We start from the raw sequence: 24,856 nt of genomic DNA, 5'->3' as shown, positions 1-24,856 counted from the left end.
GTCAGAAATGAACTCCCGGATCTCGCCGAGAAGTTGGTCGCGGAGTTGCAACGCGGATTTCCCGCATTGTCCGCACTTCTCGGGGATACTCCCGTAGAAGAGGCACATTGGGCGCTTGAACAGGCCTTGCTGACAGTTCTTGGGTACCAAAAAGAGTCGGAGAGTAAACCTCCGGCAGGACCTTCTGTGGTGACCCCGATGCCCGTGGCCCGGGCTCGCCAGGACCTGTTCGACGTGCTCGCCGGACAACGCGAGGTACCGGAGGAGGGGTTGACCGAGCTGTCCCGCGCGGCCGGCTGGCCCATCCCCGACACCCTCCAGGCCGTTGTGCTTGCCACCCCCGCCGAGGCCCCGCAGTTGGCCGCGGCACTGGGGCACGCCCTCATCGGCAGTGTCGACGGCTACACCTGTCTGTTCGTCCCCGACCCGGCCACCCAGACCAGGGGCCGCCTGGAGGCGGCGCTCAAGGGACGGCCGGCGGCGGTCGGACACGTGGTGCCCGCCACCGACACCGCCTCGTCGCTGCGTTGGGCCCGCTATCTGCTCACGCTGGCTCCCGGCCGGGTCGGCCCGGAGACGCGGCCGGCGTTCGTCGACGACCACCTCTCGGCGCTGCTGCTGCTCCAGGACGAGTCGCTGGCGGACGCGCTGACGTCCCGCTGGCTCGGCCCGCTGGAGGAGCTGACGCCCCGGCAGAGCGAACGCCTCGAAGTCACGCTGCTGGCCTGGCTGGAGGGCGGCGGCGCCCCCGAGGCCGCCAAGCTGCTGCATGTGCACCCGCAGACGGTCCGCTACCGCCTGCGTCAGATAGAGAAGCTCTTCGGCCCGGTGCTGCGCGATCCGCGGACCCGCTTCGAGCTGGAGATGGCGCTGCGCAGCCGTCGCCTGATGGCGCACGTCCGCAGTTACCGCGCACGGGCCGGCCGCCGTGCCAGGGCGGTCGCGTCCTCCATCCGCCCGCTGGGCATGGCCCGCGAGGCCCGCGTCAACGGCCTTTGACATACCGGCTGACGACGCACCACGTCCCTTGAGCTGACAGCCGTCCGGCCCGGCGAGAGCCCACCGGCCCACCGCCCGCCACCCGGCGCAACGCAGCGGTCCCGCATCCCGGAACACCGGGGTCGGGGCCGCTGCTTCGTCGTGTGCGTCATACACGTCACGTGCGCCATCTGCGCCATCTGCGTCATGTGCGTCATGTGCGTCATGGCTGTGGCTTCTTCCGGGGGGCTGCTCCGTCATGCCGTGCGGACCGCCGCTCTCTGTCGTTGCTTCCCGGACGGACGACCGTCGCTCCGGCGTGGGGCTTGCGGGCCACCGCTCCGGTCCTGGCTTCCCGGCCGCCGCGGCGCCGGAGTTCCCGGGCCGCCGCGCCAGTGGATCCCGGCCCCCACGCCGGCGGAACCAGGCCCCGCCGCCGGGCCCGGAACCCGACTCCCCCTGCCGCCGTTGCACCCCCGGAGCGCAGAAGGCGCCACCAGGAGGCGCCACGCAGAAGGCGCCCCCCAGGGAAGCTCTCCCTGAGGGGCACCTCCTGCCTGCCTCACTCAGGTGCAGTTACGGCCACCGTTGATGCAGTCGACGGCCTTGCTCATCAGGTCGTCCGGCATCACGTTGATGAAGTCACCGTGGTCGGTGACGGGTTTGTGCAGCTGCTCGGGGAAGCTGTCCACCGCGAAGCTGTCGCCCTGCGGGACGTCGTAGGTGATCCGCTGGGTGAGCTGCGGGATCGCCTTGAAGCCGTTGGGGCAGGTGCCGTTCTGGTCGGAGAACGCCACGTGGTCGCGGTGGTTGCCGCTGTCGATGTCCCGGCCGTCCCAGCAGTTCTGGAACGCGAAGGTGCGCACGACCTGCGAGCCCTGGGGGCACAGCGGGTACTTGTCCTTCAGCTGCCGGTCCTCGAACCCGGTGCAGCTCCACGAGGCGTTGGCGTTCTTCGTGCCGTTGGTGAACGCCTTGGCGTCACCGGTGATGATCCGCAGGAAGCGCGGCATCGCGGTCACCTGGCCGGCCTGGCTGCCCCGGAACTTCAGGGTCACCGTGGCCGGCGTCAGCGTCGTGCCGACGTTGGCGTCCTGCGCCGCTCCCGGCTTCTGCTCCGCGGCCCCGTCCAGCTTGCGCAGCACCGGCCAGTAGTGGGTGGACTGGTCGCCGTTGGTGCAGGTGGTGTCGGAAGCCGCGAGCTTGTTGTCGTCGGCGAAGGCGTCGGTGGCCTTGTTGCCGACGTAGTCGTGGGTGTGGTGGGCGCCGTTGCTCACGCCCGGCGTCACGATGACGTTGTCGGAGTTGAAGTGGCCGTCCTCATTGCGGCCGCACTCGGTGGTGAAGCTGCCCGTGGTGGCGTTGCCTCCCTTGGGGGCGGCGAACGGCGGGGCGTCCGCGTTCGGCTGGACCGTGGTGATGTCGACGAAGTCGTCGGGGGAGGGACCGCCCTGCTGGCCCTGCTGCTGGCCGCCGTTCTGGTTCGGGTCCTGGCTCTGCTGCTGGCCGCTCTGGTTCGGGTCCTGCCCCTGGGTCTGGTCCTGGGTCTGGCCCTGGGTCTGGTTCTGCGTCTGCCCCTGGTACCAGCCGTCCTTCACGGACTTCGTGGAGTCGTTGCCGCCCGCGCCCGCGCCCTCACTGATGGGCTTCATGGTGCAGCCGCTCATCTTGAGCAGGTAGCTCGGCCGCTTGGTGTTCTTGGCGATCGCCGTGACCATCATGTTGATGGTCTTCTGGCGCTGCGCCTTGAGCCCGCTGAGGACGTTGCTGCCGCTGCCGCCCATCATCTTGTGGTAGGCGTCGTGCACCTGCCGGTCGAGCGAGGAGAGCCCCTTGGAGACCGGGAGCTGGGCGCTGTGCGGCACCTTGCGCAGCCGCTCGCCCACATCGGGGCAGGAGATGGTGTAGGAGGCGGAAACCGTGTGCTGGTGGCCGGAGCCCGCTTCCGGGTGGGAGTTGCCGGCCAGCGCGGTCGTGGCGACCACGGCCAGACCGCCGCCGCCGAGCAGGAGCGCGCTGGCCCCCACGAGCATTCTGTTCGTCAAACGCGAGCGTTTATGGGCTTGTTGCCGTTGCCTCATGAGATCACTTCGCTTCGTCCGATGTGAGGGGTGTCGTCGTCCTGTTTCGTTTCACAGAGGGGCGTGACGGGCGCCTCCCGGTGCGGGTGCCTGCGCAAGGTCAGCTGTGGTGCAGGGTGTTGAAGTCGACCCGACCGGTCTTCTCCAGGACCGTGATGTGGTCCAGCACGACGTCGTTGGCGCGGTCCGCCAGAGCACGCACCATCGTGTTCTTGGTCTGGTCACGCACCAGGGCCACCAGCCCGAAGACCTTGCCGTGGGCCCGGCGCAGCAACTCGGCCAGCGTCGCGTCGAACTCCTTGCCCTGGGCGGCCTTGAGCTGCCCGAGCCAGCCCTGCTGGGCGACGTTGGGCTCGGTGGGCAGGTCGATGCCCAGTGCCCGCCCGGCCTCGTTCGACCGCTGGTCCAGCTCGGTGTGTCCCGCCACGAGGTGGTTGCCGGCCGTGCGGACGGCGGCGGTCGTCCCGCGCTGCTGCGCCATCCGGCCGGAGGGCAGCTCCCACAGCCCGGCCAGCTTGACCTTGCGTACGAAGTCCCGGTCCATCGCGGTGAGCGGACCGTAGCGGGTGGTGACCGTGCCCCCGCCGTCGTCGTCGTACGTGAGCGTGGTGGTCGCCGCGGCTGCGGTCTCGCCGAAGAGCTGGACGGGCAGCAGCAGTGCCGCCAGTGTCGCCACGAGCGCGGCTACCACCAGTCCGGTGGCGATGGCCCGCCCGGATGTTGCGGAGTTGCTGAGGATCCGCACACGGCCTCCCGGTTCGTCTTACTGGAATGCCACCGGACGCTAAATGCCGCGCGGGCCCCACGGTCGTGGGTCCTCACCCCTGGACAAATAACGGCCGGGCCCGCCGCGGCACTGCTACGGTGCCGCGTGCGGGCCCGACCGGGTGAACGGGTGACGTGCGCCGGATGCCGTATGCCCGGTTCGGGCCCGCACCAGCGCTCCGCCCTGCGCGCTCAGCGTGCGTACAGGCTCGCCGCCGCCCAGCGGCGGCGCTCCCGCCGCGACTCGGGCTCCTCGCTGCGGCCCTGGGCGTACAGCGCCTCGATCTCCGCCGCGTACGCCCCGACGATGGCCGCCCGCCGCAGCTTCAGCGACGGCGTCACCAGCCCGGACTCCTGGCTGAACTCGCCCGGCAGCACCCGGAAGGCGCGGATCGACTCGGCCCGCGACACCGAGGCGTTCGCCCGCGACACCGCCCGCCGCACCTCCGCCTGCAACTGCTCCTCCGGCGAGGGCGCCGTGCTGCCCGGGCTCGGCTCGTCCCGCAGCTTGCGCCAGTGCGCCAGCGCGTCCGGGTCCAGGGTGATCAGCGCGGTCACATAGGGCCGGTTGTCGCCGACGACCACGCACTGCGAGATCAGCGGATGGGCGGACAGCCGCTGCTCCAGCCCCTGCGGCGCCACGCTCTTGCCGTTGCTGGTGATGATGACGTCCTTCTTGCGGCCGGTGATGACGAGATAGCCCTGCTCGTCCAGGTGCCCGAGGTCACCGGTCGCCAGCCAGCCGTCGTACAGCCCGCCGCCCGGGCCGCCGCTCTCGTCGAGGTAGCCGGCGAACACCACCGCACCCCGCACCCACACCTCGCCGTCCAGCGCCAGATGCACCGCACTGCCCGGCAGCGGCAGGCCCACCGTCCCGAACCGCACCCTGCCGGGCGGCTGTACGGTGATCGCGCCGCAGGTCTCGGTCAGGCCGTACCCGTCGTAGACGGTGATCCCCATACCGGCGAAGAGCAGCCCCAGCTCCCGCAGCAGCGGTGAGCCGCCGGAGACGGCCGTGCGCACCCGGCCGCCCAGCATCTCGCGGATGCGCGAGTACACCAGCCGGTCGTAGAGCGCGTGGCGGGCGCGCAGGAACGGGTCGGGGCCGCGCCCGGTGCCCGCTTCCTGCTCCGCGAGCGCCTCCGCGTAGCGCACCGCCACCGTCATCGCCGCGTCGAACGTCCGCTGCCGGCCCGCCCGTTCCGCGGCCTGCCGGGCGCGGGTGCAGATCTTCTCGAAGACGTACGGCACCGCGAACAGGAACGTCGGACGGAACGAGGCCAGGGCCGGCAGCAGTTCGCTCGACGACACATCGGGCTGATGGGCCAGCTTGACCCCGCCGCGCAGGCACGCCACCTGCACCATCAGCCCGTAGACGTGCGCGAACGGCAAGAAGGCCAGCAGCGACGGACGCTCGCCGGGCGCGGCCAGCAGCCCGCCCCAGCCCGCGTACAGGGTGTCGCACTCGGCGGCGAGGTTGGCATGGGTGATCACACAGCCGCGCGGGCGGCCGGTGGTCCCCGAGGTGTAGACGATCGCCGCGATGTCCTCCGGGTCGACCGCATGACGCAGCCGGTGGACATCCGCCTCGGGCAGCCGGGTGCCCTCCTCCCGTAGTCGCTCCACACAGTCCAGGTCCAGCTGCCACAGCCGGCGCAGCACCCGTTCGTCGCAGGCCTCGGCCACGGTCATGGCCTGTGCCTCGTTCTCCACGATGATCGCGGTGACCTTCGCCCCGGTCAGGATGGCGCGCAGCTGCTCGGCCGAGGCGGTCGGATAGACCGGCACCAGCTGCCCGCCGATCGCCCACAGCGCATAGCTGAACAGCGTCCACTCGTACCGGGTCCGGGCCATCAGGGCGACCCGGGTGCCGGGCCGGACGCCGTCCGCCAGCAGCCCCCTGGCCAGCGCCAGGACCTCGTCCCGGAATTCCGCCGCCGACACCTCCTGCCAGCCGCCGCCGGCCATGGGATCGCGACGGGCGAGCTGCGCGAAGTCCGGCTGGTGGGTGGCGGTGTCGAAAACGGAATCGGCCAGACCGCCGGTCCGCAGTGGAGCCGCCAGGGCCGGAACGCTGATGTCGCGCACAGCACCTCCTTGGTGTTCCCCCTTGTAATTCCCCCTGGTCCTGCCGACGTCCCGACGGCAGGCAGGGCAAGTTACCGGCAGGTGTCCCGGCTGCCCAGATCTATGGCTACTCTTGAGCGGAAGACGACAAGTCTTGAGCAGCGGACCACCTGAGGAGGACGCCGGATGCCCCGCATCGTCGATGCTTGGCGCCTGTACACCTCGGCCCTGTTCTTCCTCCTGGCCGGTCTCCTGCTCTCGCAGACCGGCCTCACCACGGCCCTGACCGCCGCCGCGACCACCGCCGCGATGCTGCTGCTGTGCAGCGCCTTCCTGGTCGCGGCCGCCGCCCGGCCGCTGCCCCCGGGCCGGATCCGAACCGCCCTGCGCGACCGCGAGCGGCGTACGGCCTTCCTGCCCCAGCGCGATCCCGACGCGGCCGGCCGCCCGCGCCCCCGAGCACCGGGCCGTCCCCTCCCGACGGCCGCGTAGGCGCACCGGTCCGGTCACCGCACCGCACTCCGCGTCCGCGCGGCTCGTCACGCCGATTCCTCATCCCGGCACGACGAGACCCGTGGAGGGCTCACCCATGTCCATGTTCGGCTTCCTCGGCGACGCGCTGGCGCACGGCGCCGAGGCGCTCACCCCGCTCTTCGGCACCGCGGCCATGGCCGTCACCATCGTCCTGTGCACCCTGGCCGTCCGCGCCGCGCTGCACCCGCTCGCCCGGGCCGCGGCCCGCGGCGAGAAGGCCCGCTCGGCGCTCGCCCCGGAGCTGGCCGCACTCCAGCGCACGCACAAGGGCGACCCGGAGCGGCTGCAGAAGGAGATCTCCGGCCTGTACGCGAAGACCGGCTCCACGCCGCTGGCCGGCTGTCTGCCGACGCTGCTCCAACTGCCCGTCTTCTTCGTGATGTACCACCTGTTCTCCACCGGCGGGGGCGGTCTCCTGGACCACACCCTGCTGGGCGCTCCGCTCGGCGGCCACTGGAGTCAGGCGCTCGCCGACGGCGGTGTCCTCGGCCCGCAGGGCCTGGTCTACCTCGCGCTGTTCGCCCTGATCGCGGCGGTCGCCACCTGGAACTTCCGGCGGGCCCGCGCCACGATGGCGAAGGCCCCCGCCCCGGCCGCGGGCGCCAGCGGGACGAACGCCGCACTGCCCGGCATGGCCTCCATGGCCAAGGTGATGCCGCTGCTGTCCTTCGGCACGCTGATCACGGTCGCCGTGGTGCCGCTGGCCGCCGGGCTCTACATGGTCACGACGACCGCCTGGACGGCGTGCGAGCGGGCGCTGCTGCATCGCGACCGCGGGGACAGTGACGCGGGGGCGGCGCGGCAGCCGGGGGCTGCGGCGGCTCCCGTGACGGGCCGGACGGCCGCGGCCGAGGGGAACTCCGCCACCCCGGACGCGCACACCCCGGCCCGCCGCACGGCGCCGCAGCGCGCGCCGAAGAGCCGCGCGGCCCGGCAGCGGGCGGCCCGGGCCAGGGCCAACTCCCGGGCCAACTCCAAGGCCGACGCCCCGGCCGACTCCCGGGTCGGCGCCCGCCCGGCAGCCGACGGTGCGCCGCGCGCGGGCGGCGCCGGCGAGGCCACCGTTCCCACCGCGGGATAGCGGCCACCGCGTGACAGCGGCCCAGCGGTCCAGTCCGTGAACGGGGTCTTGCGGACCGGACCCCGTTCTTGGACGATCGGCCGAATCGCTCGATGGCCGTCCCCCATCGGCCGGCCGGGAAGGCCCTTCCCGGCCGACCTACGACCACGGGAGTGGGGAACCGATGAAGCTGCTGCGTGTCGGCACGGTGGGGGCGGAACGCCCGGCGCTGCTCGACGGGTCCGGGGTCCTGCGGGACCTGTCGGGCCTGGTCCCGGACATCGACGGGACGTTGCTCGCGGACGAGCGGAAGCTGGCGGCCCTGCGTGCCGCCGCCGCGTCCGGTGAGCTGCCGCGGCTCGACGCGGCCGGGCTGCGCACCGGTCCGCCGCTGGCCCGGATCGGCAAGATCGTCTGCATCGGGCTGAACTACCACGATCACGCCCGGGAGACCGGGGCCACGCCCCCCGAGGAGCCGATCCTCTTCCTGAAGGCCCCGGACACGGTCGTCGGCCCCGACGACACCGTGCTGGTGCCGCGGGGCAGCGTGAAGACCGACTGGGAGGTGGAGCTGGCGGTCGTCATCGGCCGCACGGCCCGCTACCTGGAGACCGACGAGCAGGCGCTGGCGGCGGTCGCCGGCTATGCCGTGGCGAACGACGTCTCCGAGCGCGCGTTCCAGATCGAGCGCGGCGGCCAGTGGGACAAGGGCAAGAACTGCGAGACGTTCAACCCGCTGGGCCCGTGGCTGGTCACCGCCGACGAGGTGCCCGATCCGCAGGATCTCGGCCTGCGACTGTGGGTCAACGGCGAGCTGAAGCAGGACGGGACGACCGCCGAGCAGATCTTCCCGGTGGCCGAAGTGGTCCGCTACGTCAGCCGGTTCATGACCCTGTACCCCGGCGACGTCCTCAACACCGGCACCCCGGCCGGCGTCGCCATGGGCCGCCCGGACCCCAAGCCGTATCTGCGGGCCGGCGACGTCGTGGAGCTGGAGATCGACGGGTTGGGGCGCCAACGACAGGCGCTGCGCGCGGCGTGACTTCCCACGTTGTCGGCTTTCCCGCCGTGGTTGTTTCTCGCCGTTGCGCTTTGCGGCGCGCCGTACGTTGTCGGCTGTCCCGCCGTGGTTGTTTCTCGCCGTTGCGCCTGCGGCGGGCTGGTTGCCGCTGCGCTGGCTGTTCGGCTGCGGGACCGGCCCTCCGGACTTCGTCCTGCGGTCCGGCCCCTCCCGTTGGGGGTGGGAGAAGACCGGTGGGGGCGAGCCTCTTCCCTCGACTGCACGCAGACGACGGCCGGGGCTCGCCCCCACCGGCCTGTTCCCACCCACTCACGGGAGGGGCCGCGCCGCAGGACGGAGTCCGGAGGAGCGGCACCGCACCCGACCACCCACGCCCGCCGCCAGGCGCAACGGCGAAAAACCACCACGGCGGGAAAGCCGACAACGTGGGAATCAGCCCCGCGCAGCGGAGTGCCGCAGCGGAGGGGCAGTCTCAAGCTGGACGGGCTCCTGCAGGCGGCGCAGAAGGAGCCACCCCAGCGCGGGCAGGACGATGAGCGGGGCGAGGCCGGTCTGCAGGGTGGTGGCGTCGGCGAGTGTGCCGACGAGGGGACTGGCGATCCCTCCGACGCTGACGGCGAGGCCGAGGGTGACGCCGCTGGCGGTGCCCACGCGCCGGGGCAGGTAGTCCTGGCCGAGGGTGACGTGCAGGGAGAAGGGGACGTACAGGCCGGCCGAGGTGAGCGCGACGCACAGGTAGAGCAGTGGGCCGGGTACGTACACGACCCCCGCGACGGCCGGGACGCTCAGCGCGTAGGACCACCGCGCGACCGCGACCCGGCCGAAGCGGCGGGCGAGTCTGCCGCCGGCCACGGTGCCCACCGCGCCGCCGAGGTAGAGCACGAACAGGGCGGCCGTCCCGGAGACCTGGTCGCCCCCGGTCCGCTGGCGCACGTACAGCGAGATGAACGTGCTCAGGCCGACGAAGACGACGGACCGGCAGACGATGGCCCCGGTCAGGCGGAGGAACGACGGCCAGTCGTCCGTGCCGGCCCGGCCGGCGCTCCCTGCCGTATTCGCCGGCGGAGAAGAGAGCGTGGCCGACCGCAAGGCGGCGAGGCACAGGGCGGCTCCGGCCAGGGCGGGGACGACCAGTAGGGGAGAGGCGTGCAGGCCGCCCGTGGCGACGACGGCGGAGACCATCAGGGGCGCGGCGGCGAAGCCGAGGTTGCCGCCCAGGGAGAACCAGCCCATCGCGGTGTGGCTGCCCCGGCTCGCGCGGCGGGCCACCCGTGCCGCCTCCGGGTGGTAGGCGGCGACGCCGATGCCGGACAGGGCCACCACCAGCAGGGTGAGGGGGTAGGAATGCATGATTCCGGCCAGCGCGACGCCGGTCCCGCCCAGCACCGTGCTCACGGGCAGCAGCCACGGCATGGTCCAGCGGTCGGTGAGTGCTCCGAACAGCGGCTGCACGACGGAGGACAGCAGGGCGGCGGCCAGCACGATCCCGGAGGCCGCGGCGTAGGTGTAGGCCCGCTCCGCGACGAAGAACGGCACCAGGGCGGCCACCGCTCCCTGATAGATGTCCACGCAGGCGTGTCCCAGGGACAGCAGGGTGAGCGGCCCGGTGCGCGGAGCCCGGGGTGGGGCGGATGAGGCGAGGTGGTTCGTTGGCATGTCTCGATCGTCGGCTCGGGTCACGGCGTCGCGCTTCCGATAAACTGCCGACATATGCCGGATATCCGCCACACCCCGCAGGCGGCGACCAGCGCACGGACGCTGGCCCCGGGGGACCGCATTGACGCGCACCGGCACGACGACCACCAGATCCTCTACGCGGGAACGGGCGTCCTGGCGGTCACCACCGACGCGGGCACCTGGTTCGCGCCCGGCACCCGCGCCCTGTGGGTGCCGGCCGGATGCGTCCATTCCCACCGCGCGCACGGCCGCCTCGACCTGCACCTGCTGGGCCTGCCCGCCACCGTCAACCCCCTCGGCCTCGACGCCCCCACCGCGTTGACCGTCAGCCCCCTGCTCCGCGAACTGATCCTCGCCTGCACCCGTGACCCCGACGACGACAGCGCCGAGCGGCGACGTCTGCGCGCCGTCCTCCTCGACCAGCTACGGGCCTCCCCGCAGCAGCCCGTTCAGCTGCCGACCCCCGCCGACCCGCGGCTGCGCGCGGTTTGCGACCTCCTGTACCGCAACCCGGCCGACCCCCGCACCCTGGCCGCACTGGGGACCGAGGCGGGAGCCGGGGAACGCACCCTCAGCCGCCTCTTCCGCCGCGAACTGGGCATCACCTTCCCGCAGTGGCGCACTCAACTCCGCCTGTACCACGCCCTGCGGATGCTGGCCGACGGCGAGCAGGTCACCACCGTCGCCCACCACTGCGGCTGGGCTTCGACCAGCGCCTTCATCGACGTCTTCCGCAGGAATTTCGGCTACACGCCCGGCACCCACCACCGCCGTCCCTGACCCGGCTCATCCCTCCGCCCCGATCCGGACCGTACGGCCCTCGGCGGCGGAGAGCTTCGCGGCCTCCAGTACGCGCAGCGCGGCCGCGGCCTCCCGGGCCGTCACCGGCGGCTGCCCGCCCTCGCGCAGGGCCCGCTCGATCGCGGCGTAGTACGCGGGGTAGTCGCCCGGCAGCGTCGGTACCGGCTCGCCGCCGCCCATGCGCGGGGACGCCCCGGCGCCGAGCCGGCCCCAGCCGGACCTCGGCTCCACGCCCCACTCCACGCCCTCGTCGCCGGGGCGCCGGCCCTCGCGCAGCGCGGCCTCCTGCGGATCCAGGCCGTGCTTGGTGTAGCCGGCGCGGTTTCCCAACACCCGGAAGCGGGGGCCCAGGAGGGCGGCGGTGGCGCTCACCCACAGATGGGAGCGGACCCCGTTGGCGTGGGTGAGGGCGAGGAAGGTGTCGTCGTCGGCCTCCGCGCCCGGGCGGCGGACATCGGACTCGGCGTAGACCGAGACGACCGGGCCGAACAGGGTCAGCGCCTGGTCGGCGAGGTGGCTGCCGAGGTCGTAGAGCAGTCCGCCGATCTCCGCCGGGTCGCCGGACTCCCGCCAGCCGCCCTTGGGGGTGGGCCGCCAGCGCTCGAAGCGGGACTCGAAGCGCCAGACGTCGCCGAGCGCGCCGTCCTCGATGAGCTTGCGGACCGTGCGGAAGTCGTTGTCCCAGCGGCGGTTCTGGAAGACGGACAGCAGCAGTCCGCGGTCCTCGGCGAGCGCGGCGAGCTTCTCGGCCTCGGCGGCGGTGGCGGCCAGCGGCTTGTCGACGACCACCGGCAGACCGGCCTCCAACGCGGCGGCGGCGAGCGGCACATGGGTCTTGTTCGGCGTCGCGATCACGATCAGGTCGAGGTCCTCGGCGCGCGCGAGCACCTCCTCCGCCGTGTCGGCCGTACGCACCTGCGGATGTTCGGCGCGGGCCTGCGCCTGCCGCTCGGGGCTGGCGGTCGACACGAGGTCGAGCCGCAGGCCCTCGGTCGCCGCGATCAGCGGGGCATGGAAGACCGAGCCCGCCAGCCCGTAGCCGAGGAGCCCGACACGGAGCGGACGGTCATGGGCCGCGCCGCCCCCGCCCCTCGCACTCGTCGCGCCCATCTCTCCCATCCCACCCATCTCACCCATCTCACTCTTCGCGCTCATGGGGACCACTTAAGCAACGCTGTTGCCAAAGTGCAAGCGATGCGGACAATGGACGGGTGAGCAGCAACGATCTCTCCTTCGCCGGTTTCTCCGGCAGCCCGGGCGCCAATCTCCCCGCACTGCGCGGCCACAACACCGCCCTGGTGCTCGGGCTGTTGCGTGCGGCCGGCGAGGAGGGCGTCAGCCGGCTGGAGCTCGCCGCGCACACCGGCCTGACCCCGCAGGCCGTCAGCAAGATCACCGCCCGGCTGCGGGCCGAGGGCCTGGCCGCCGAGGCGGGCCGCCGCGCCTCCACGGGCGGCAAGCCCGCCACCGTCCTGCGGCTGGTCCCCGGCGCCCGGCACGCCGTCGGCCTGCACCTGGACCGCGACGAACTCACCGCCGTGCTCACCGATCTGGCGGGCGAGGCGGTCGCCGTACGCCGCGCGCCGCTGGACTTCGAGGCGGGCGCCGAGCAGGTACTCACCACCGCCGCCCGGGAGGTCACGGCGCTGCGCGCGGGGGCCGACGGGTCCCCGGTCCTGGGCGTCGGGGTGGCCTGCCCCGGCCCGCTGGACCACACCACCGGGGTGCTGCACCGGGTCACCGGCGCCCCCCACTGGGACGGCTTCCCCCTGCGCGACGCGCTCGCCGCCCGCCTCGGTCTGCCCGTCGTCCTCGACAAGGACACCAACGCGGCGGCCCTCGGCCTGGCCCAGGACCTGCCCCGGGCCGCCGGCTCCTTCGGCTACCTCCACCTGGGCACCGGGCTCGGCGCCGGACTCGTACTGGGCGGCAGCCTCTACCGCGGCCCCCGCACCGGCGCCGGCGAATTCGGCCACCAGACGGTGCAGTGGGACGGGCCGCGCTGCGGCTGCGGCCGGCGCGGCTGCATCGAGGCGCTGTGCCTGGCGGCGGTGGCCCGCGGCGACCTGCCGGCCGCGGCCCGCGCACTGGGCGTGGGCGCCGCCAACCTGGTCGAACTCCTCGACATCGACCGGGTGCTGCTCGGCGGCCGCACCGTACTGGACCACCCCGAGCCGTTCCTCGACGGCGTGACCGAGGCACTGACCGACCTGGCCCGCACCCGCGGCGGGACGGGGGCCGGGGGAGCGGTGCCGGTGGCACTCGCCCGGGGTGGCGCGCGGGCGGTCGCGGACGGCGCGGCCGAGTTGGTGCTGGCGCCGCTGTTCGGGGCGCGGGGGCCCGGCCCCGCGGGCGGGCCCGGCGCTTCCTGAGGCCGCGTCAGCAGAGGCCAGGCGGCTCGGGGTGCCCTTCCATTTCGTCCTCCATTTCGTCTTCCGGCACGGGAATCCGCCTGCCCCGGCTCTCGGCGACGCGTAACGCGTCCCGCAGCGCCTCGGCCAACCTGTGGACGCAGAACCGCAGTTCATCGCCCGATACCCGGTGCGCGCGGAGGAGTTCCTCGACGTGGTCGAGCAGTTCCGCCCCGGTGTCGAGCTGAAGCTCTTCCAGCCGGTCGGCGAGCCGCGAGACCGGGCCCCCGCCGGAGTCCGCCGATACGTAGCAGCGCCGGCCGTCCGGTCCTGACCAGGGGAGAAGTCGCAGGAGGTCGCTCATGAGGCGGCCTCCAGGGGGGAGGGGAGCGGTGCCCCTGACCGGGCGATGGCGTGGGCGATACGGTGAGGCATGTCGACGCTCCTTGGGCAGCGTTGGCCACGCCCCGGGGGTGTTGGCCCACCCGCCGGGGCTCTTCCTTCTCTGACTCTACTGCACCCTGGTACCCCTAGGTACCCCATGCTGCATCTCGCCTGGCACGCGACACCCTGCTTACTTTGGTCAGGTGATCGAATTTGCCCCCGACGAGCCCCGCTGGCGCCAGGTCGCCAGAATCATTCGCCAGCGCATCGACGACGGCACCTATCAGCCCGGGACCCGCGTCCCTTCGGTGGTCGAGCTGCTGGAGGAATTCGGCATCGCCACGTCCACCGGTCAGAAGGTCCATCGCGGGCTGCGCGCCGAGGGCCTGATCTACACCGAGCCCGGCCTCGGCTCCTTCGTCTCCAAGAAGCCGCCGACGCCACCCGGCGAGGACGCCGACGGTTAGTCCAACCCGCACCCGCACACCCGGCTCACTGGCCCGTAGTGCGAGGATCACCGCGTGGAGTTCCCGTACGGCCAGGATCCTGGCGCACCCATCCGGTCCGGCATCCCCGAGCACGGACGCATTCCCAAGTACTACGCGGCCAAGGTCGAAATCGCCGCACTGCTGGAGGAGTTGGGCGAGGGTGAGGTGTTGCCCGCCGAGCGTGAGCTGGCGGTGCGCTTCGCGGTGTCCCGCGAGACGCTGCGCCAGGCGCTGCGGGAGCTGATCCTGGAGGGGCGGCTGCAGCGGGCGGGGCGCGGCACGGTCGTCGCGGGCCCCAAGATGGCGCAGCCGCTGTCCCTGGCGAGCTACACCGAAGGCGTACGGGACCAGGGCCGCGAGCCCGGCCGGCGCCTCGTCTCCCTCGACCGCTTCCCCTGCCCGCCCGCGCTCGCCGCCGATCTGGGGCTGGCGGTCGGCGACGCCGTATGGCACATGGAGCGGGTGCTGCTCGCCGACGAGGAGCGGGTCGGGCTGGAGAGCACCTACGTCGCGGTCGCCCGGGTCCCGGACCTGGCCACCGACTTCAACCCGGACTCCTCCTTCTACGCCTACCTCCACCAGCGCCTCGGCATCGGCTTCGGCGACGCCGACGAGCGCCTGGAGACCGTCCTCGCCACCCCGCGCGAGGCCCTGCTGATCGGCACCCCGGGCGCCCTGCCCATGCTGCTGATCCACCGGCTGTCACGGGACGCCGAAGGCCACCCCCTGGAACGGGTCCGCTCGCTCTACCGGGGCGACCGCTTCTCCTTCACCACGCATCTGGGGACGCCGGCGGGGGGCTGACGCGGCCCGTCCGCCGCGGCGCCGTACAGCCGGCTCACTCGACCCCTCTCGACCCGTCAATGTCACGAGAAGATAACGGGTCTAGGCCAAACTTGCCGCCCCGTTCACCATCGCGTCGCCAACGGGCCACTGGCGGGCCACCCGCCGTCGCGACCGTCTGGGGCATGCGAGTCATAGTTGTCGGAGCCGGTGTGCTGGGGACCATGCATGCCTGGCAGGCGGTCGAGCGGGGTCATGACGTCCTGCACATCGAGCGGGAGGCCGAGGCCCGTGGTGCCTCGGTGCGTAACTTCGGGCAGATCTGGGTCAGCGGCCGCGCCGGGGGAGCGGAGCTGGCCACCGCGCTGCGGGCCCGCGAGTTGTGGGAGGAGATCGGTGCCCGGGTGCCCGGGCTCGGGTTCCGTGCCATCGGCTCGCTGACCGTCGTCAAGAACGCCGCCGAGCGGGCGGTCGCCGAGGCCGCCACCCGCCGCCCGGACGCCGCCGCCCGCGGGTACCGGCTGCTGGACGCCGAGCAGGCGCGGGAGATCAACCCCGCGCTGCGCGGCGGGTTCACCGGCGCGCTGTGGTGCGAGCGGGACGCCGCCGTCGAGCCGCGGATCGCCCAACGTGCCCTGAAGGAAGAGCTGTTGGGGTCCGGGCGGTACCGCTACCTCGGCGGCCGGGAGGTGCGTGAGGTGGTGGGGGAGCGTGCGGTGCGCGACGATCACGGCGAGATCCACCACGGCGACGCCGTGCTCCTGTGCACCGGCGCCTGGCTCGGCGGGCTGGTCCGGGAGCTGATCCCCGATCTGCCGGTGCGCCGCGTACGGCTGCAGATGATGCAGACCGACCCGCTCGGCGAGCCGCTGACCACCTCCGTCGCCGACGCCGACAGCTTCCGCTACTACCCGGCCTACCGCGGCGACGCCCTGGACGCGCTCCAGGCCGGCCAGGCCCAGACGCCGACCGCCGCCGCACACAAGATGCAGCTGCTGATGGTCCAGCGCGCCGACGGCGGACTGACCATCGGCGACACCCACGAGTACGAGGCGCCGTTCGCCTTCGACACCGTCGAGGAGCCCTACGAGCACCTGACCGGGGTCGTCGAGTCGATCCTCGGCCGCCCGCTGCCCCGTATCCGGCGCCGCTGGGCCGGGGTCTACGCACAGTGCACCGACACCGCCCGCGTTGTGCACCGCCAGCGGGCCCGCGACGGCGTCTGGCTGGTCACCGGGCCCGGCGGCCGCGGCATGACCTGCTCCCCGGCAATCGCCGAGACCACCGCGAACGAACTGGGATGGTGAGACCGTTGACGCACCCCGACCACACCCCGGCCCCCGACGACATCCAGCTGGTCGTCCTCGACATGGCCGGCACCACCGTTGCCGACGGCGGCCTGGTGGAGCAGGCCTTCGACGCCGCCGCCCGCAGCCTGGGCGTGGAGCCGGGCAGCGCCGAGCACGCCCGGCAACTCGCCTACGTACGGGCCACCATGGGCGAATCCAAGATCTCCGTCTTCCGTCATCTCTTCGGTGACGAGCCGGCCGCCCGGCGTGCCAACGCCGCCTTCGAGACGGCCTACGGGGAGCTGGTCGACGGCGGCCGGATCGCGCCGGTCGCCGGCGCCCGCGAGGCGATCGAGGCACTGCGGGCCGCCGGCCGCACCGTGGTGCTCTCCACCGGCTTCGCCCGGGTCACCCAGGACGCCCTGCTCGCCGCGCTCGGCTGGCAGGACCTGGCCGACCTCACCCTCTGCCCGGCCGACGCGGGCGGCCGCGGCCGCCCCTACCCCGACATGGTGCTCACCGCGCTGCTGCGCACCCGTGCCACCGACTCCGTCCGGCGGATCGCGGTGGCCGGCGACACCTCGTACGACATGCTCTCCGGGCGGCGGGCCGGCGCCGGGATCGTCGCCGGCGTGCTGACCGGGGCGCACGACCGCGCGCAGCTGGAGTCGGCCGGCGCCACCCACGTCCTCGGCTCCGTCGCCGAACTGCCCGCGCTGCTGGGAGTGGTGTGAGATGCCCGCCCCCGCCGCCACGGCACCCACCCGGAAGGAAGCCCCCGCGGCTCCGGGCCCCGCGTCGGGCATCCGCTTCGACGGCGTCCGTGTCACCTATGGCAGGCGCGGCGAGCACACCGTCCTGGACTCCCTCGACCTGACCGTCGCACCGGGCGAGGTGCTGGCGCTGCTCGGCCCGTCCGGCTCCGGCAAGACCACCGCACTGCGGACGGTCGCCGGATTCGTCCAGCCGGCCGCCGGGCGGGTGTTGATCGGCGACCGCGACGTGACCGGGCTGCCGCCGCACCGGCGCGGCATCGGCATGGTCGTCCAGCAGTACGCGCTCTTCCCGCACATGAAGGTCGCCGAGAACGTCGCCTTCGGCCTCCGGGCGCGCAGGACACCGCGCGCCGAGATCCCCGGCCGGGTCGCCGAGGCGCTGGAGATGACCGGGATGGCCGCGTACGCCGGCCGGCACCCCCGGGAGCTGTCCGGCGGCCAGCAGCAGCGGGTCGCCCTCGCGCGGGCACTCGCGATCCGCCCCGGCGTCCTGCTGCTGGACGAACCGCTGTCCGCGCTCGACGCCCAGCTGCGCTCCGGCATGCTCGCCGAACTCGCTCGGCTGCACCGCGAGTTGCCCGACGTCTCGATCCTCTACGTCACCCACGACCAGATCGAGGCCCTGACCCTGGCCGACCGGATCGCCGTCCTGGACCGGGCCCGGCTGCAGGACTGCGGGACACCGCAGGAGCTCTACCGGCGCCCGCGCACCGAGTTCACCGCCTCCTTCGTCGGCACCGCCAATCTGCTGCCGGTGACGGTGCGGGCGGACCGTGGCGGCGTCGACTTCGCCGGGCGGCAGCTGACGGTTCCGGTCGGCGACGGCCTGGCCGGGGGCGCCGCCGCCACCCTCTGCCTGCGCCCGCACCTCGTCGGCCTCGGCGAGCGCCCGCACGACGGCGGCCCCGGCAACACGCTGCGCGGCACGATCACCGAAGTGCAGTGGCGCGGCGCCACCCACCGGCTGTACGTCTCCGTCGACGGCCACCGCGTCCTGGCCGACGTACCCGAACGGCGCCGGACGCCCGCACCGGGCGAGGACATCGCCCTGCACTTCGCGCCCGAGGACGCGGTGCTCATCCCGGCGGGGCTCACGGAGGACGGTGCGCACCATGCCTAGGACGGAATCGGGCGCGGCCGGGACCGGGACGGGGGCGGCCGGGACGGAAATGGTGGCGGCGAGGACCGAATCGGCCGCGGCCAGGACCGGGACGGGGGCGGCGGTCACGGCGGCCCCGCCGGTCCGGGCCGCGGCGAGCCCCCGTACGCGTTTCGGCACCCGCTCCCGCCGCACCGGCGCCGCCGCCCTGTGGACCCTGCCCCCGATCGCCGCCCTCGGCCTGGTCTTCCTCTACCCCCTGGCCCTGGTGGTGTGGCAGTCCTTCACCCCGGAGGACGGCGGCCACTCCACCGCCCCGTACACCGCGGTCTTCGCCCAGGCCTCCTTCCGGGCGGCCCTGACGAACACCGTGCTCCTCGCGGCCGGCGCCACCGTCGGCGCACTCCTCCTCGGCCTCGCGCTCTCCCTCGTCATCGCCTTCGTCCCGTTCCCCGGCGGCAAGGTGCTCAGCCGCTTCATCGACCTCTTCCTCGCCTTTCCCTCCTTCCTGATCACCCTCGCGCTGCTGTTCCTCTACGGCACCGTCGGCATGGCCAACGGCCTCTGGACGGACGTGACCGGCGCCGCCCACGGACCGCTCGACTTCCTCCACACCCCCTGGGGCGTCCTGCTGGCCGAGGTCACCTACTTCACCCCGTTCGTGATGCGTCCACTGCTCGCCGCCTTCTCCCAGGTGGACACCGGACAGCTGGAGGCCGCCGCCTCGCTGGGCGCCCGGCCGTGGCGGATCGTACGGACGGTGATCCTGCCCGAGGCGCTGCCCTCGCTGGCGGCGGGCGGCGCACTCGTCCTGGTCCTCGGCCTCAACGAATTCGGCATCGTGCTCTTCACCGGCGCCAAGGACGTCGTCACCCTGCCGATGCTCGTCTACACCAAGGCACTTCTGGACGGCGACTACACCGGAGCCTGCGTCGTCGCCGTCGTCAACGTCGCGCTGTCCGTCGCGCTCTACGCCCTCTACCGGACGGCGATGTCCCGTACGGGCGGCAGCCCCGCCCGCCGCACCGGAGGTGCTGACCGTGCTGGTGCCTAGCAAGTCCGCCCGCCGGGCCGTCCACCTCCTCTTCTTCGCCCTCTTCGTCCCCGTCTTCGCGCTGCCCCTGCTGGTGATCGTCGCCGCCTCCTTCGCCACCGGCTGGAGCGGAGCCCTCCCCTCCGGCGCGACCCTGGCGCACTACCGGGACATCGCCCACGGCGACGCACTCGACGCGCTGCTCACCAGCGTGCTGACCGCACTCGCCGCGAGCCTCACCGCGCTCACCGCCGGCACCTGGGCCGCCCTGGCCGCCGAGAAGCGCACCCGCCGCACCCGCCGGATCATCGACGCCCTCTTCCTTCTCCCCGTCGCCGTCCCCTCCGTGGTCGTCGGCCTCTCCCTCCTCGTGGCCTTCTCCCGGCCGCCGCTCCTGCTCAACGGCACCCCGCAGATCGTGATCCTCGCCCACACCGTGCTGGTCACCGCCTTCGCCTACCAGTCCGTGACCGCCGCACTGACCCGCCTCGACCCGGCGTACGAACAGTGCGCGGCCGGCCTCGGCGCCCGCCCCGTCCACGTCCTGTGGCGGGTCAAGCTCCCCCTGCTCCTGCCGTCCCTCACCGCGGCCGCCGGCCTGTGCTTCGCGCTGTCCATGGGTGAGCTGAGCGCCACGATGATGATCTATCCCCCGGACTGGCTGCCGCTGCCGGTCCAGATCTTCGCCGCCACCGACCGCGGCTCCCTCTTCACCGGGGCCGCACTGGCCGTCGCCCTGATGGCCACCACCCTGCTGGTCCTCCTCGGCCTCTCCCGCCTCCGCACCAAGGCCTCCTACCGCTGACCCCGCCGTATCCCTTGCCCTCTCCTCCCCTCGCACGCACCCCCTTGCACTCACCAGGAGTTACCCCGCCATGTCCGTGCCCGGCATCCGCCCCTTCCGCAAGCCGCTCGCCGCCTGCTGCGCCGCCCTCGCCCTCGGCGCCCCGCTCACCGCCTGCGGCGGCGCCTCCACCGCCGACCCCGACGCCAAGGAGATCACCGTCTACAGCGCCGACGGCCTCAAGAGCGAGAAGGGCGACGGCTTCTACGACAAGGTCTTCCAGGACTTCCGGAAGAAGACCGGCATCAAGGTCAACTACGTCGAGTCCGGCTCCGGCGCGGCCGTCCAGCGCCTGGCCCGCGAGCGCGCCAACACCAAGGCGGACGTCGTCGTCACCCTCCCGCCGTTCATCCAGCAGGCCGACGGCAAGGGCCTGCTGGACACCTACCGCCCCAAGGGCGCCGATCAGGTCGCCGCCGCGGACAAGGACCCCGCCGGCAAGTGGACCTCGATCGTCAACAATTACTTCTGCTTCATCTACAACAAGAAGCAGCTGAAGCAGGCCCCCGCCACCTGGCAGGACCTGCTGGACGCGAAGTTCAGGAACAAGCTCCAGTACTCCACGCCCGGCGTCGCCGGCGACGGCACCGCCGTGCTCATCAAGGCCCTGCACGACTTCGGCGGCCAGGACCCGGCCATGGCCTTCCTCAAGAAGCTCCAGGCCAACAACGTCGGCCCGTCCTCCTCCACCGGCCAGCTCGCCCCCAAGACCGACAAGGGCGAACTCCTGGCCGCCAACGGCGATGTCCAGATGAACTACGCCAACCTGAAGTCGATGCCGAACCAGGGCATCTTCTTCCCCGCCGCCCGGCCCGGCGCCAAGCCCACCACCTTCGCCCTGCCGTACGCCGCCGGCCTGGTCAAGAACGCCCCGCACCGCGCCAACGCCCAGAAGTTCCTCGACTACCTGCTGTCCCCCGAGGTCCAGCGGCAGGTCTCCGCCGTCGGCGGCGGCTTCACCTCCCGCAAGGACATCAAGCCCACCGACGCCCACGCCACCCAGCTCGCCGCGATCATGAAGAACGTCGAGATCTTCCGGCCGGACTGGCAGGACATCGACAAGAACCTGACGTCGTACGTCGACGCGTGGCGGACGGCCACGGGGAGCTGACCCGCCGGCGAGCGATACGGCCCCCGGTGTGAACGGCCCCGAGATCAAGCGGGGGTCCACCCGGCAGATGCCTCTTCGGCAGCGGCTCCGGCCGCTGCCGAAGATCAGCCGTCTTCGCCGGGTCGGGGTCAACGCCGGCTGACTTAGGGTGGGGGCGTCGGCCGTACGTACGTCCGGGGAGCAGCCTCGCGGTCCACGGCGCGTGCGGGAGGCGGTCGGCGCCCCTGGTCCTCACGCACGTCAGGAGTCCGGCAGTGGCAGAGCGCAAGCCGATCGAGTCATGGCTCACCGATATGGATGGCGTCCTGATGCACGAGGGCATTCCGGTCCCCGGGGCGGACGCCTTCATCAAGCGGCTGCGCGAATCGGGCCGGCCCTTTCTCGTGCTGACCAACAACTCCATCTACACCCCGCGTGATCTCCACGCCCGGCTGAGCCGCATCGGGCTGGACGTGCCGTGGGAGTGCATCTGGACGTCCGCGCTGGCCACCGCCCAGTTCCTGGACGAGCAGCGGCCCGGCGGCACCGCGTACGTCATCGGCGAGGCGGGGCTGACCACCGCCCTGCACGACATCGGATACGTGCTGACCGACCATTCCCCTTCTTATGTCGTGCTCGGAGAAACGCGCACGTACAGCTTCGAGGCGCTGACCAAGGCGATCCGGCTGATCAACGAGGGCGCCCGGTTCATCGCGACCAACCCCGACGAGACCGGCCCCTCGCCGCAGGGCCCGCTGCCCGCCACCGGCTCGGTGGCCGCCCTGATCACCAAGGCCACGGGCGTCGAGCCGTACTTCGTCGGCAAGCCCAACCCGCTGATGATGCGGCACGCCCTCAACGTCATCGGCGCCCACTCCGAGACCTCCGCGATGATCGGCGACCGGATGGACACCGATGTGCTGGCCGGGCTGGAAGCGGGCATGGAAACCTTCCTGGTCCTGACGGGGCTGACCCGTCCCGAGGAGGTCGAGCGGCATCCGTTCCGCCCCTCCCGCGTGGTGGACTCGATCGCGGACCTCATCGACCTGGTCTGATCGCTGCCGCGGTAGCGGTGGCTGCCGGTGCCGCCGGCGCCGGCCCGGGGCCCCGGCCCCACCCGAACGGCGCAGCTACGGACCGCACCGGATGCGGGCGGGCTCGCTCGGGCGGACCTTCGGAGGTATCGGAGGTTCACCATGCGCTCACGGCAACTCGCTCTCTGTGCCGCGGTCGCGGCGTGCGCGGTGACGACGGCGCCCGCCTACGGCGTGGGCGCACGCGGCACCGGCGCCGGTACCGGCCGGCCCCTTGTCGCGGCGGCCCCGTACGCCACGTACGCCATGCACGCCCCGTACGTCTCGTCCGCCCCGGGCAGCGCGGCCGCCCGGCAGGTCACCGCCGCCCCGGCTTCCCCCGCCGACTCCCGGCCGGCCGCCGACGCCGGCCCGCGCCGCGAGCTGAGCAGCACCTCGGCCGTCGGCCTGGTGCTGGCCGGCGGCGCCGTCCTGGTCATCGCGGGACAGCTGCTCCGCCTCCGGCTGCGGTTGCGCCGAACGCGACGGGGCGACGTCGATGAGCACTGACGAGGAAGGGCGGACGGCCACGCTGCAGCCGCTGAAGCTGCCCGTCGCGAGCCCCGGCATCGGTACGGGAGCCGGCGTCGCGGCCCCTCCGGGAACCAGGTCCGGTGCCCGGCCCGAAAAGCCCGCGGCGGCACGTACGGCTGCCACTGCCACTGCCACTACCCATGCCACCACCACTCCATGGAATGCCTACTCCCACCGTCCGGGCCGGCTCGTCGCGGGTGTGGCCTGGGCGGTGTTGTTGCTGGGGCTGTGGTTGTGGGGGCGTGATCTGGCGGACGGGGTGGCCGCGCAGCTGGCCACGACGGGTGATGTGGCCGCGGTCGGCCGCCCGTTGGGGCGTCAGGGGCCCGCGCATGCGCATGCCCCGGTACCGGCCGCCGCGGCCGCGGACCCTGTAGGGCTCACCATCGAAGCGCTCGGTGTACGGGCGGCCGGCATCGCCGCACGCGATCTCGACGCGAACGGCCTCCTCGCCCCGCCCCCGCCCGCCTCTCCGGATGCCGTCGGCTGGTACGCCGGAGGGCCGCAACCGGGCGAGACGGGTGCGGCGCTGCTCGTGGGCCGGGCCGGTGCCGACCGCGGCTCCGGTGCCGGGCGGATCGTCTTCCGGCGTCTGACCGGGCTCAAGCCGGGCCAGCGGGTGGACGTCCGGCGGGCCGACGGCAGCACCGCGCGCTTCACCGTCGAGGACGTCCGGCTCTACGACCGCGACCGCTTGGCCCCGCACAAGGTCTACGCCCCGCACGACCCGGGCCGCTCCGAATTGCGGCTGATCGTCGATGACGGCCGCCACGGCGGTGCCTCGGCACGGCGCGAGGGGGGTCCCGCGAAGGTGGTCGTGGTCTCGGCGTACCTGACGTCGTTCCAGGCAGGGCATGCGGGGGAGAGCCGGCAACCATGACGGGCCCGCTTCGTCAAGTGCCTTAGCGAGGACGGTGCATGGCCCGTCCACAGGGCGCCCCGGGCGGGGGGCCGTGTGCCACGATGGGGGCGGCCGGTGATCTCCAGCCGGTCTGTTCCGTGCTCCGAGGGGGAGTGGATGGACGGCAATCTGCGGCGGACGGCCGGGGCCGGGCTGCCGACGGGCCGGTCCGGTGCCGGTTGGCGGCGTATCGCGCGGCCCGGTGCGGCAGCGGCGGGAGCGGTGGCTCTGCTGCTGCTCGCCGGCTGTTCCTCGTCCGACGGCGGCAAGGATGACGGTCTGCCGGCCGAGCCGGGCCAACGCCCCAAGTCCGTCACGCCGTTCTGGGTCAACCCGGACACCAAGGCAGCCCGTCAGATGTCCGCGTACCGCAAGGACGACAGAGCCGCGGACGCCCGCCTGGTCAACAAGATCGCGGCGCAGCCGGTTGCCGAATGGATAGGGGTCGACGACCCGCAGGGGGAGGCCAGCGGCTTCACCGAGGCGGCCGCCAAGGCCGGCCGTGAGGCGCTGCTGGTCCTCTACAACATCCCGCACCGCGACTGCGGCAGCTATTCCCAGGGCGGCGCCGCCGACGGCAATGCCTACCGGGCGTGGCTGGACGGTGTGCTCAAGGGCATCGGCGACCGTCCCACCACCGTCATCCTGGAGCCCGACGCGCTGCCGCACCTCGCGGACAAGTGCACCCCGCAGAAGTTCCAGGAGGAGCGGTACGCGCTGCTGACGGAGGCGGTCGGCAAGCTCAAGGCGCTGCCGCACACCAAGGTCTATCTGGACGCCGGCAACCCGCACTGGATCAAGGACCCGGGCCGGATGGTCGACCCCCTCAAGCGGGCCGGTATCGACCGGGCCGACGGCTTCGCGCTGAACATCTCCAACTACCAGACCACCGCGGAGAACACGAAGTACGGCAAGCGGCTGTCCGCCATGGTCGGCGGCAAGCGCTTCGTCATCGACACCAGCCGCAACGGCAACGGTCCGGCGCCCGGGGGCGACGACCCGGAGAACTGGTGCAACCCGCCGGGGCGTGCCCTGGGTACGCCACCGACGACCAAGACCGCCGATCCTTTGGTGGCCGATTACCTGTGGATCAAGCGCCCGGGCGAGTCGGACGGCACCTGCAAGGGCGGCCCGAAGGCAGGCGCCTGGTGGCCCGCGTACGCCTTGGGCCTGGCGCGCGGCGCGAAGTAGCGGACGGGCCGGCGGGCCTGGGCCGGGTGTGGTGCC

At 73.0% G+C, this 24,856-nt stretch carries 24 protein-coding genes; 18 read left to right on the top strand and 6 right to left on the bottom strand.

The features are described 5' to 3' along the window. Positions 1–198 precede the first annotated feature (198 nt). Positions 199–999 (top strand): PucR family transcriptional regulator, encoded by an 801-nt coding sequence (locus tag EST54_RS03340; RefSeq protein WP_129244846.1) that lies wholly within the window; start codon positions 199–201, stop codon positions 997–999. 545 nt (positions 1,000–1,544) lie between these two features. Here the strand turns inward: EST54_RS03340 and EST54_RS03335 are convergent. The 3 genes from EST54_RS03335 to EST54_RS03320 form a co-directional block, all read right to left on the bottom strand. After that, positions 1,545–3,011: a DUF1996 domain-containing protein gene (locus tag EST54_RS03335; RefSeq protein WP_129244800.1), complete on the bottom strand. Its 1,467-nt coding sequence runs from the start codon at positions 3,009–3,011 to the stop codon at positions 1,545–1,547. A 148-nt stretch (positions 3,012–3,159) separates the two neighbouring features. Continuing rightward, positions 3,160–3,804, bottom strand: a complete 645-nt coding sequence (locus EST54_RS03325; protein ID WP_129244796.1) for a DUF4142 domain-containing protein — start codon at positions 3,802–3,804, stop codon at positions 3,160–3,162. Between the two features lie 212 nt (positions 3,805–4,016). Next, positions 4,017–5,912, bottom strand: a complete 1,896-nt coding sequence (locus EST54_RS03320) for an AMP-dependent synthetase/ligase (RefSeq protein WP_129244794.1) — start codon at positions 5,910–5,912, stop codon at positions 4,017–4,019. A 165-nt stretch (positions 5,913–6,077) separates the two neighbouring features. Here EST54_RS03320 and EST54_RS03315 point away from each other — a divergent pair, with 165 nt between their 5' ends. The 3 genes from EST54_RS03315 to EST54_RS03305 all read left to right on the top strand — a co-directional run bounded on the left by EST54_RS03315 (position 6,078) and on the right by EST54_RS03305 (position 8,527). After that, on the top strand, positions 6,078–6,383 hold the full coding sequence (locus tag EST54_RS03315; protein ID WP_129244792.1) for a DUF6412 domain-containing protein: 306 nt from the start codon (positions 6,078–6,080) through the stop codon (positions 6,381–6,383). 97 nt (positions 6,384–6,480) lie between these two features. Next, positions 6,481–7,506, top strand: a complete 1,026-nt coding sequence (locus tag EST54_RS03310; RefSeq protein ID WP_129244790.1) for a YidC/Oxa1 family membrane protein insertase — start codon at positions 6,481–6,483, stop codon at positions 7,504–7,506. 163 nt (positions 7,507–7,669) lie between these two features. Further along, positions 7,670–8,527 (top strand): fumarylacetoacetate hydrolase family protein, encoded by an 858-nt coding sequence (locus EST54_RS03305; protein ID WP_129244788.1) that lies wholly within the window; start codon positions 7,670–7,672, stop codon positions 8,525–8,527. Between the two features lie 411 nt (positions 8,528–8,938). Here the strand turns inward: EST54_RS03305 and EST54_RS03300 are convergent, their stop codons facing one another. Continuing rightward, positions 8,939–10,162, bottom strand: a complete 1,224-nt coding sequence (locus EST54_RS03300) for an MFS transporter (protein ID WP_129244786.1) — start codon at positions 10,160–10,162, stop codon at positions 8,939–8,941. 54 nt (positions 10,163–10,216) lie between these two features. Between EST54_RS03300 and EST54_RS03295 the strand changes: the two genes are divergently transcribed. Further along, positions 10,217–10,963, top strand: a complete 747-nt coding sequence (locus EST54_RS03295) for an AraC family transcriptional regulator (RefSeq protein WP_129244784.1) — start codon at positions 10,217–10,219, stop codon at positions 10,961–10,963. 6 nt (positions 10,964–10,969) lie between these two features. Here the strand turns inward: EST54_RS03295 and EST54_RS03290 are convergent, their stop codons facing one another. Further along, positions 10,970–12,094: a Gfo/Idh/MocA family oxidoreductase gene (locus EST54_RS03290; protein ID WP_129244844.1), complete on the bottom strand. Its 1,125-nt coding sequence runs from the start codon at positions 12,092–12,094 to the stop codon at positions 10,970–10,972. A gap of 101 nt (positions 12,095–12,195) precedes the next feature. Here EST54_RS03290 and EST54_RS03285 point away from each other — a divergent pair, with 101 nt between their 5' ends. Beyond that, positions 12,196–13,356, top strand: a complete 1,161-nt coding sequence (locus EST54_RS03285) for an ROK family transcriptional regulator (RefSeq protein ID WP_129244782.1) — start codon at positions 12,196–12,198, stop codon at positions 13,354–13,356. Between the two features lie 7 nt (positions 13,357–13,363). On the opposite strand, the gene EST54_RS03280 is transcribed toward EST54_RS03285, so the two are convergent. Beyond that, a complete protein-coding gene (locus EST54_RS03280) occupies positions 13,364–13,699 on the bottom strand; it encodes a hypothetical protein (RefSeq protein ID WP_129244780.1) in 336 nt (111 codons plus the stop codon). 223 nt (positions 13,700–13,922) lie between these two features. Here EST54_RS03280 and EST54_RS03275 point away from each other — a divergent pair, with 223 nt between their 5' ends. The 12 genes from EST54_RS03275 (at position 13,923) to EST54_RS03220 (ending at position 24,820) form a co-directional block, all read left to right on the top strand. Continuing rightward, positions 13,923–14,186, top strand: a complete 264-nt coding sequence (locus EST54_RS03275) for a GntR family transcriptional regulator (protein WP_244942429.1) — start codon at positions 13,923–13,925, stop codon at positions 14,184–14,186. A gap of 54 nt (positions 14,187–14,240) precedes the next feature. Next, positions 14,241–15,011, top strand: coding sequence for a GntR family transcriptional regulator (locus tag EST54_RS03270; RefSeq protein WP_129244778.1), 771 nt, complete (start codon positions 14,241–14,243; stop codon positions 15,009–15,011). A 164-nt stretch (positions 15,012–15,175) separates the two neighbouring features. Continuing rightward, complete coding sequence (locus EST54_RS03265) at positions 15,176–16,297, top strand: TIGR03364 family FAD-dependent oxidoreductase (protein ID WP_129244776.1); 1,122 nt, start codon at positions 15,176–15,178, stop codon at positions 16,295–16,297. Further along, positions 16,291–17,013 carry a phosphonatase-like hydrolase gene (locus tag EST54_RS03260; RefSeq protein WP_129244774.1) on the top strand — a complete coding sequence of 241 codons (723 nt, stop codon included), beginning with the start codon at positions 16,291–16,293 and terminating at the stop codon, positions 17,011–17,013. Before EST54_RS03265 ends, EST54_RS03260 begins: the two co-directional genes overlap by 7 nt. A 1-nt stretch (position 17,014) precedes the next feature. Further along, positions 17,015–18,175, top strand: coding sequence for an ABC transporter ATP-binding protein (locus tag EST54_RS03255; RefSeq protein ID WP_129244772.1), 1,161 nt, complete (start codon positions 17,015–17,017; stop codon positions 18,173–18,175). A gap of 49 nt (positions 18,176–18,224) precedes the next feature. Then, complete coding sequence (locus EST54_RS03250; RefSeq protein ID WP_129244840.1) at positions 18,225–19,208, top strand: 2-aminoethylphosphonate ABC transporter permease subunit; 984 nt, start codon at positions 18,225–18,227, stop codon at positions 19,206–19,208. Next, entirely contained in the window at positions 19,195–19,992 is a 798-nt protein-coding gene (locus EST54_RS03245; protein WP_129244768.1) for an ABC transporter permease, read from the top strand. The genes EST54_RS03250 and EST54_RS03245 overlap by 14 nt, the downstream gene beginning before the upstream one ends. A gap of 70 nt (positions 19,993–20,062) precedes the next feature. Continuing rightward, positions 20,063–21,142 (top strand): 2-aminoethylphosphonate ABC transporter substrate-binding protein, encoded by a 1,080-nt coding sequence (locus tag EST54_RS03240; RefSeq protein WP_129244766.1) that lies wholly within the window; start codon positions 20,063–20,065, stop codon positions 21,140–21,142. 254 nt (positions 21,143–21,396) lie between these two features. Further along, the gene (locus tag EST54_RS03235; RefSeq protein WP_129244764.1) at positions 21,397–22,176 is read left to right on the top strand and encodes an HAD-IIA family hydrolase; all 780 of its coding nucleotides are present in this window, start codon (positions 21,397–21,399) and stop codon (positions 22,174–22,176) included. Positions 22,177–22,317: 141 nt separating this feature from the next. Beyond that, on the top strand, positions 22,318–22,704 hold the full coding sequence (locus EST54_RS03230) for a hypothetical protein (protein ID WP_129244762.1): 387 nt from the start codon (positions 22,318–22,320) through the stop codon (positions 22,702–22,704). Beyond that, entirely contained in the window at positions 22,694–23,608 is a 915-nt protein-coding gene (locus EST54_RS03225) for a sortase domain-containing protein (RefSeq protein ID WP_239012372.1), read from the top strand. The genes EST54_RS03230 and EST54_RS03225 overlap by 11 nt, the downstream gene beginning before the upstream one ends. 138 nt (positions 23,609–23,746) lie before the next feature. Next, the gene (locus tag EST54_RS03220; protein ID WP_129244760.1) at positions 23,747–24,820 is read left to right on the top strand and encodes a glycoside hydrolase family 6 protein; all 1,074 of its coding nucleotides are present in this window, start codon (positions 23,747–23,749) and stop codon (positions 24,818–24,820) included. Positions 24,821–24,856: the final 36 nt, after the last annotated feature.

The sequence above is a fragment of the Streptomyces sioyaensis genome, assembly GCF_004122735.1.
In the GTDB taxonomy this organism is placed as follows: domain Bacteria; phylum Actinomycetota; class Actinomycetes; order Streptomycetales; family Streptomycetaceae; genus Streptomyces; species Streptomyces sioyaensis.
Note: the sequence above shows the minus strand (reverse complement) of the source record. Positions and strands in the feature narration are given on the sequence as shown.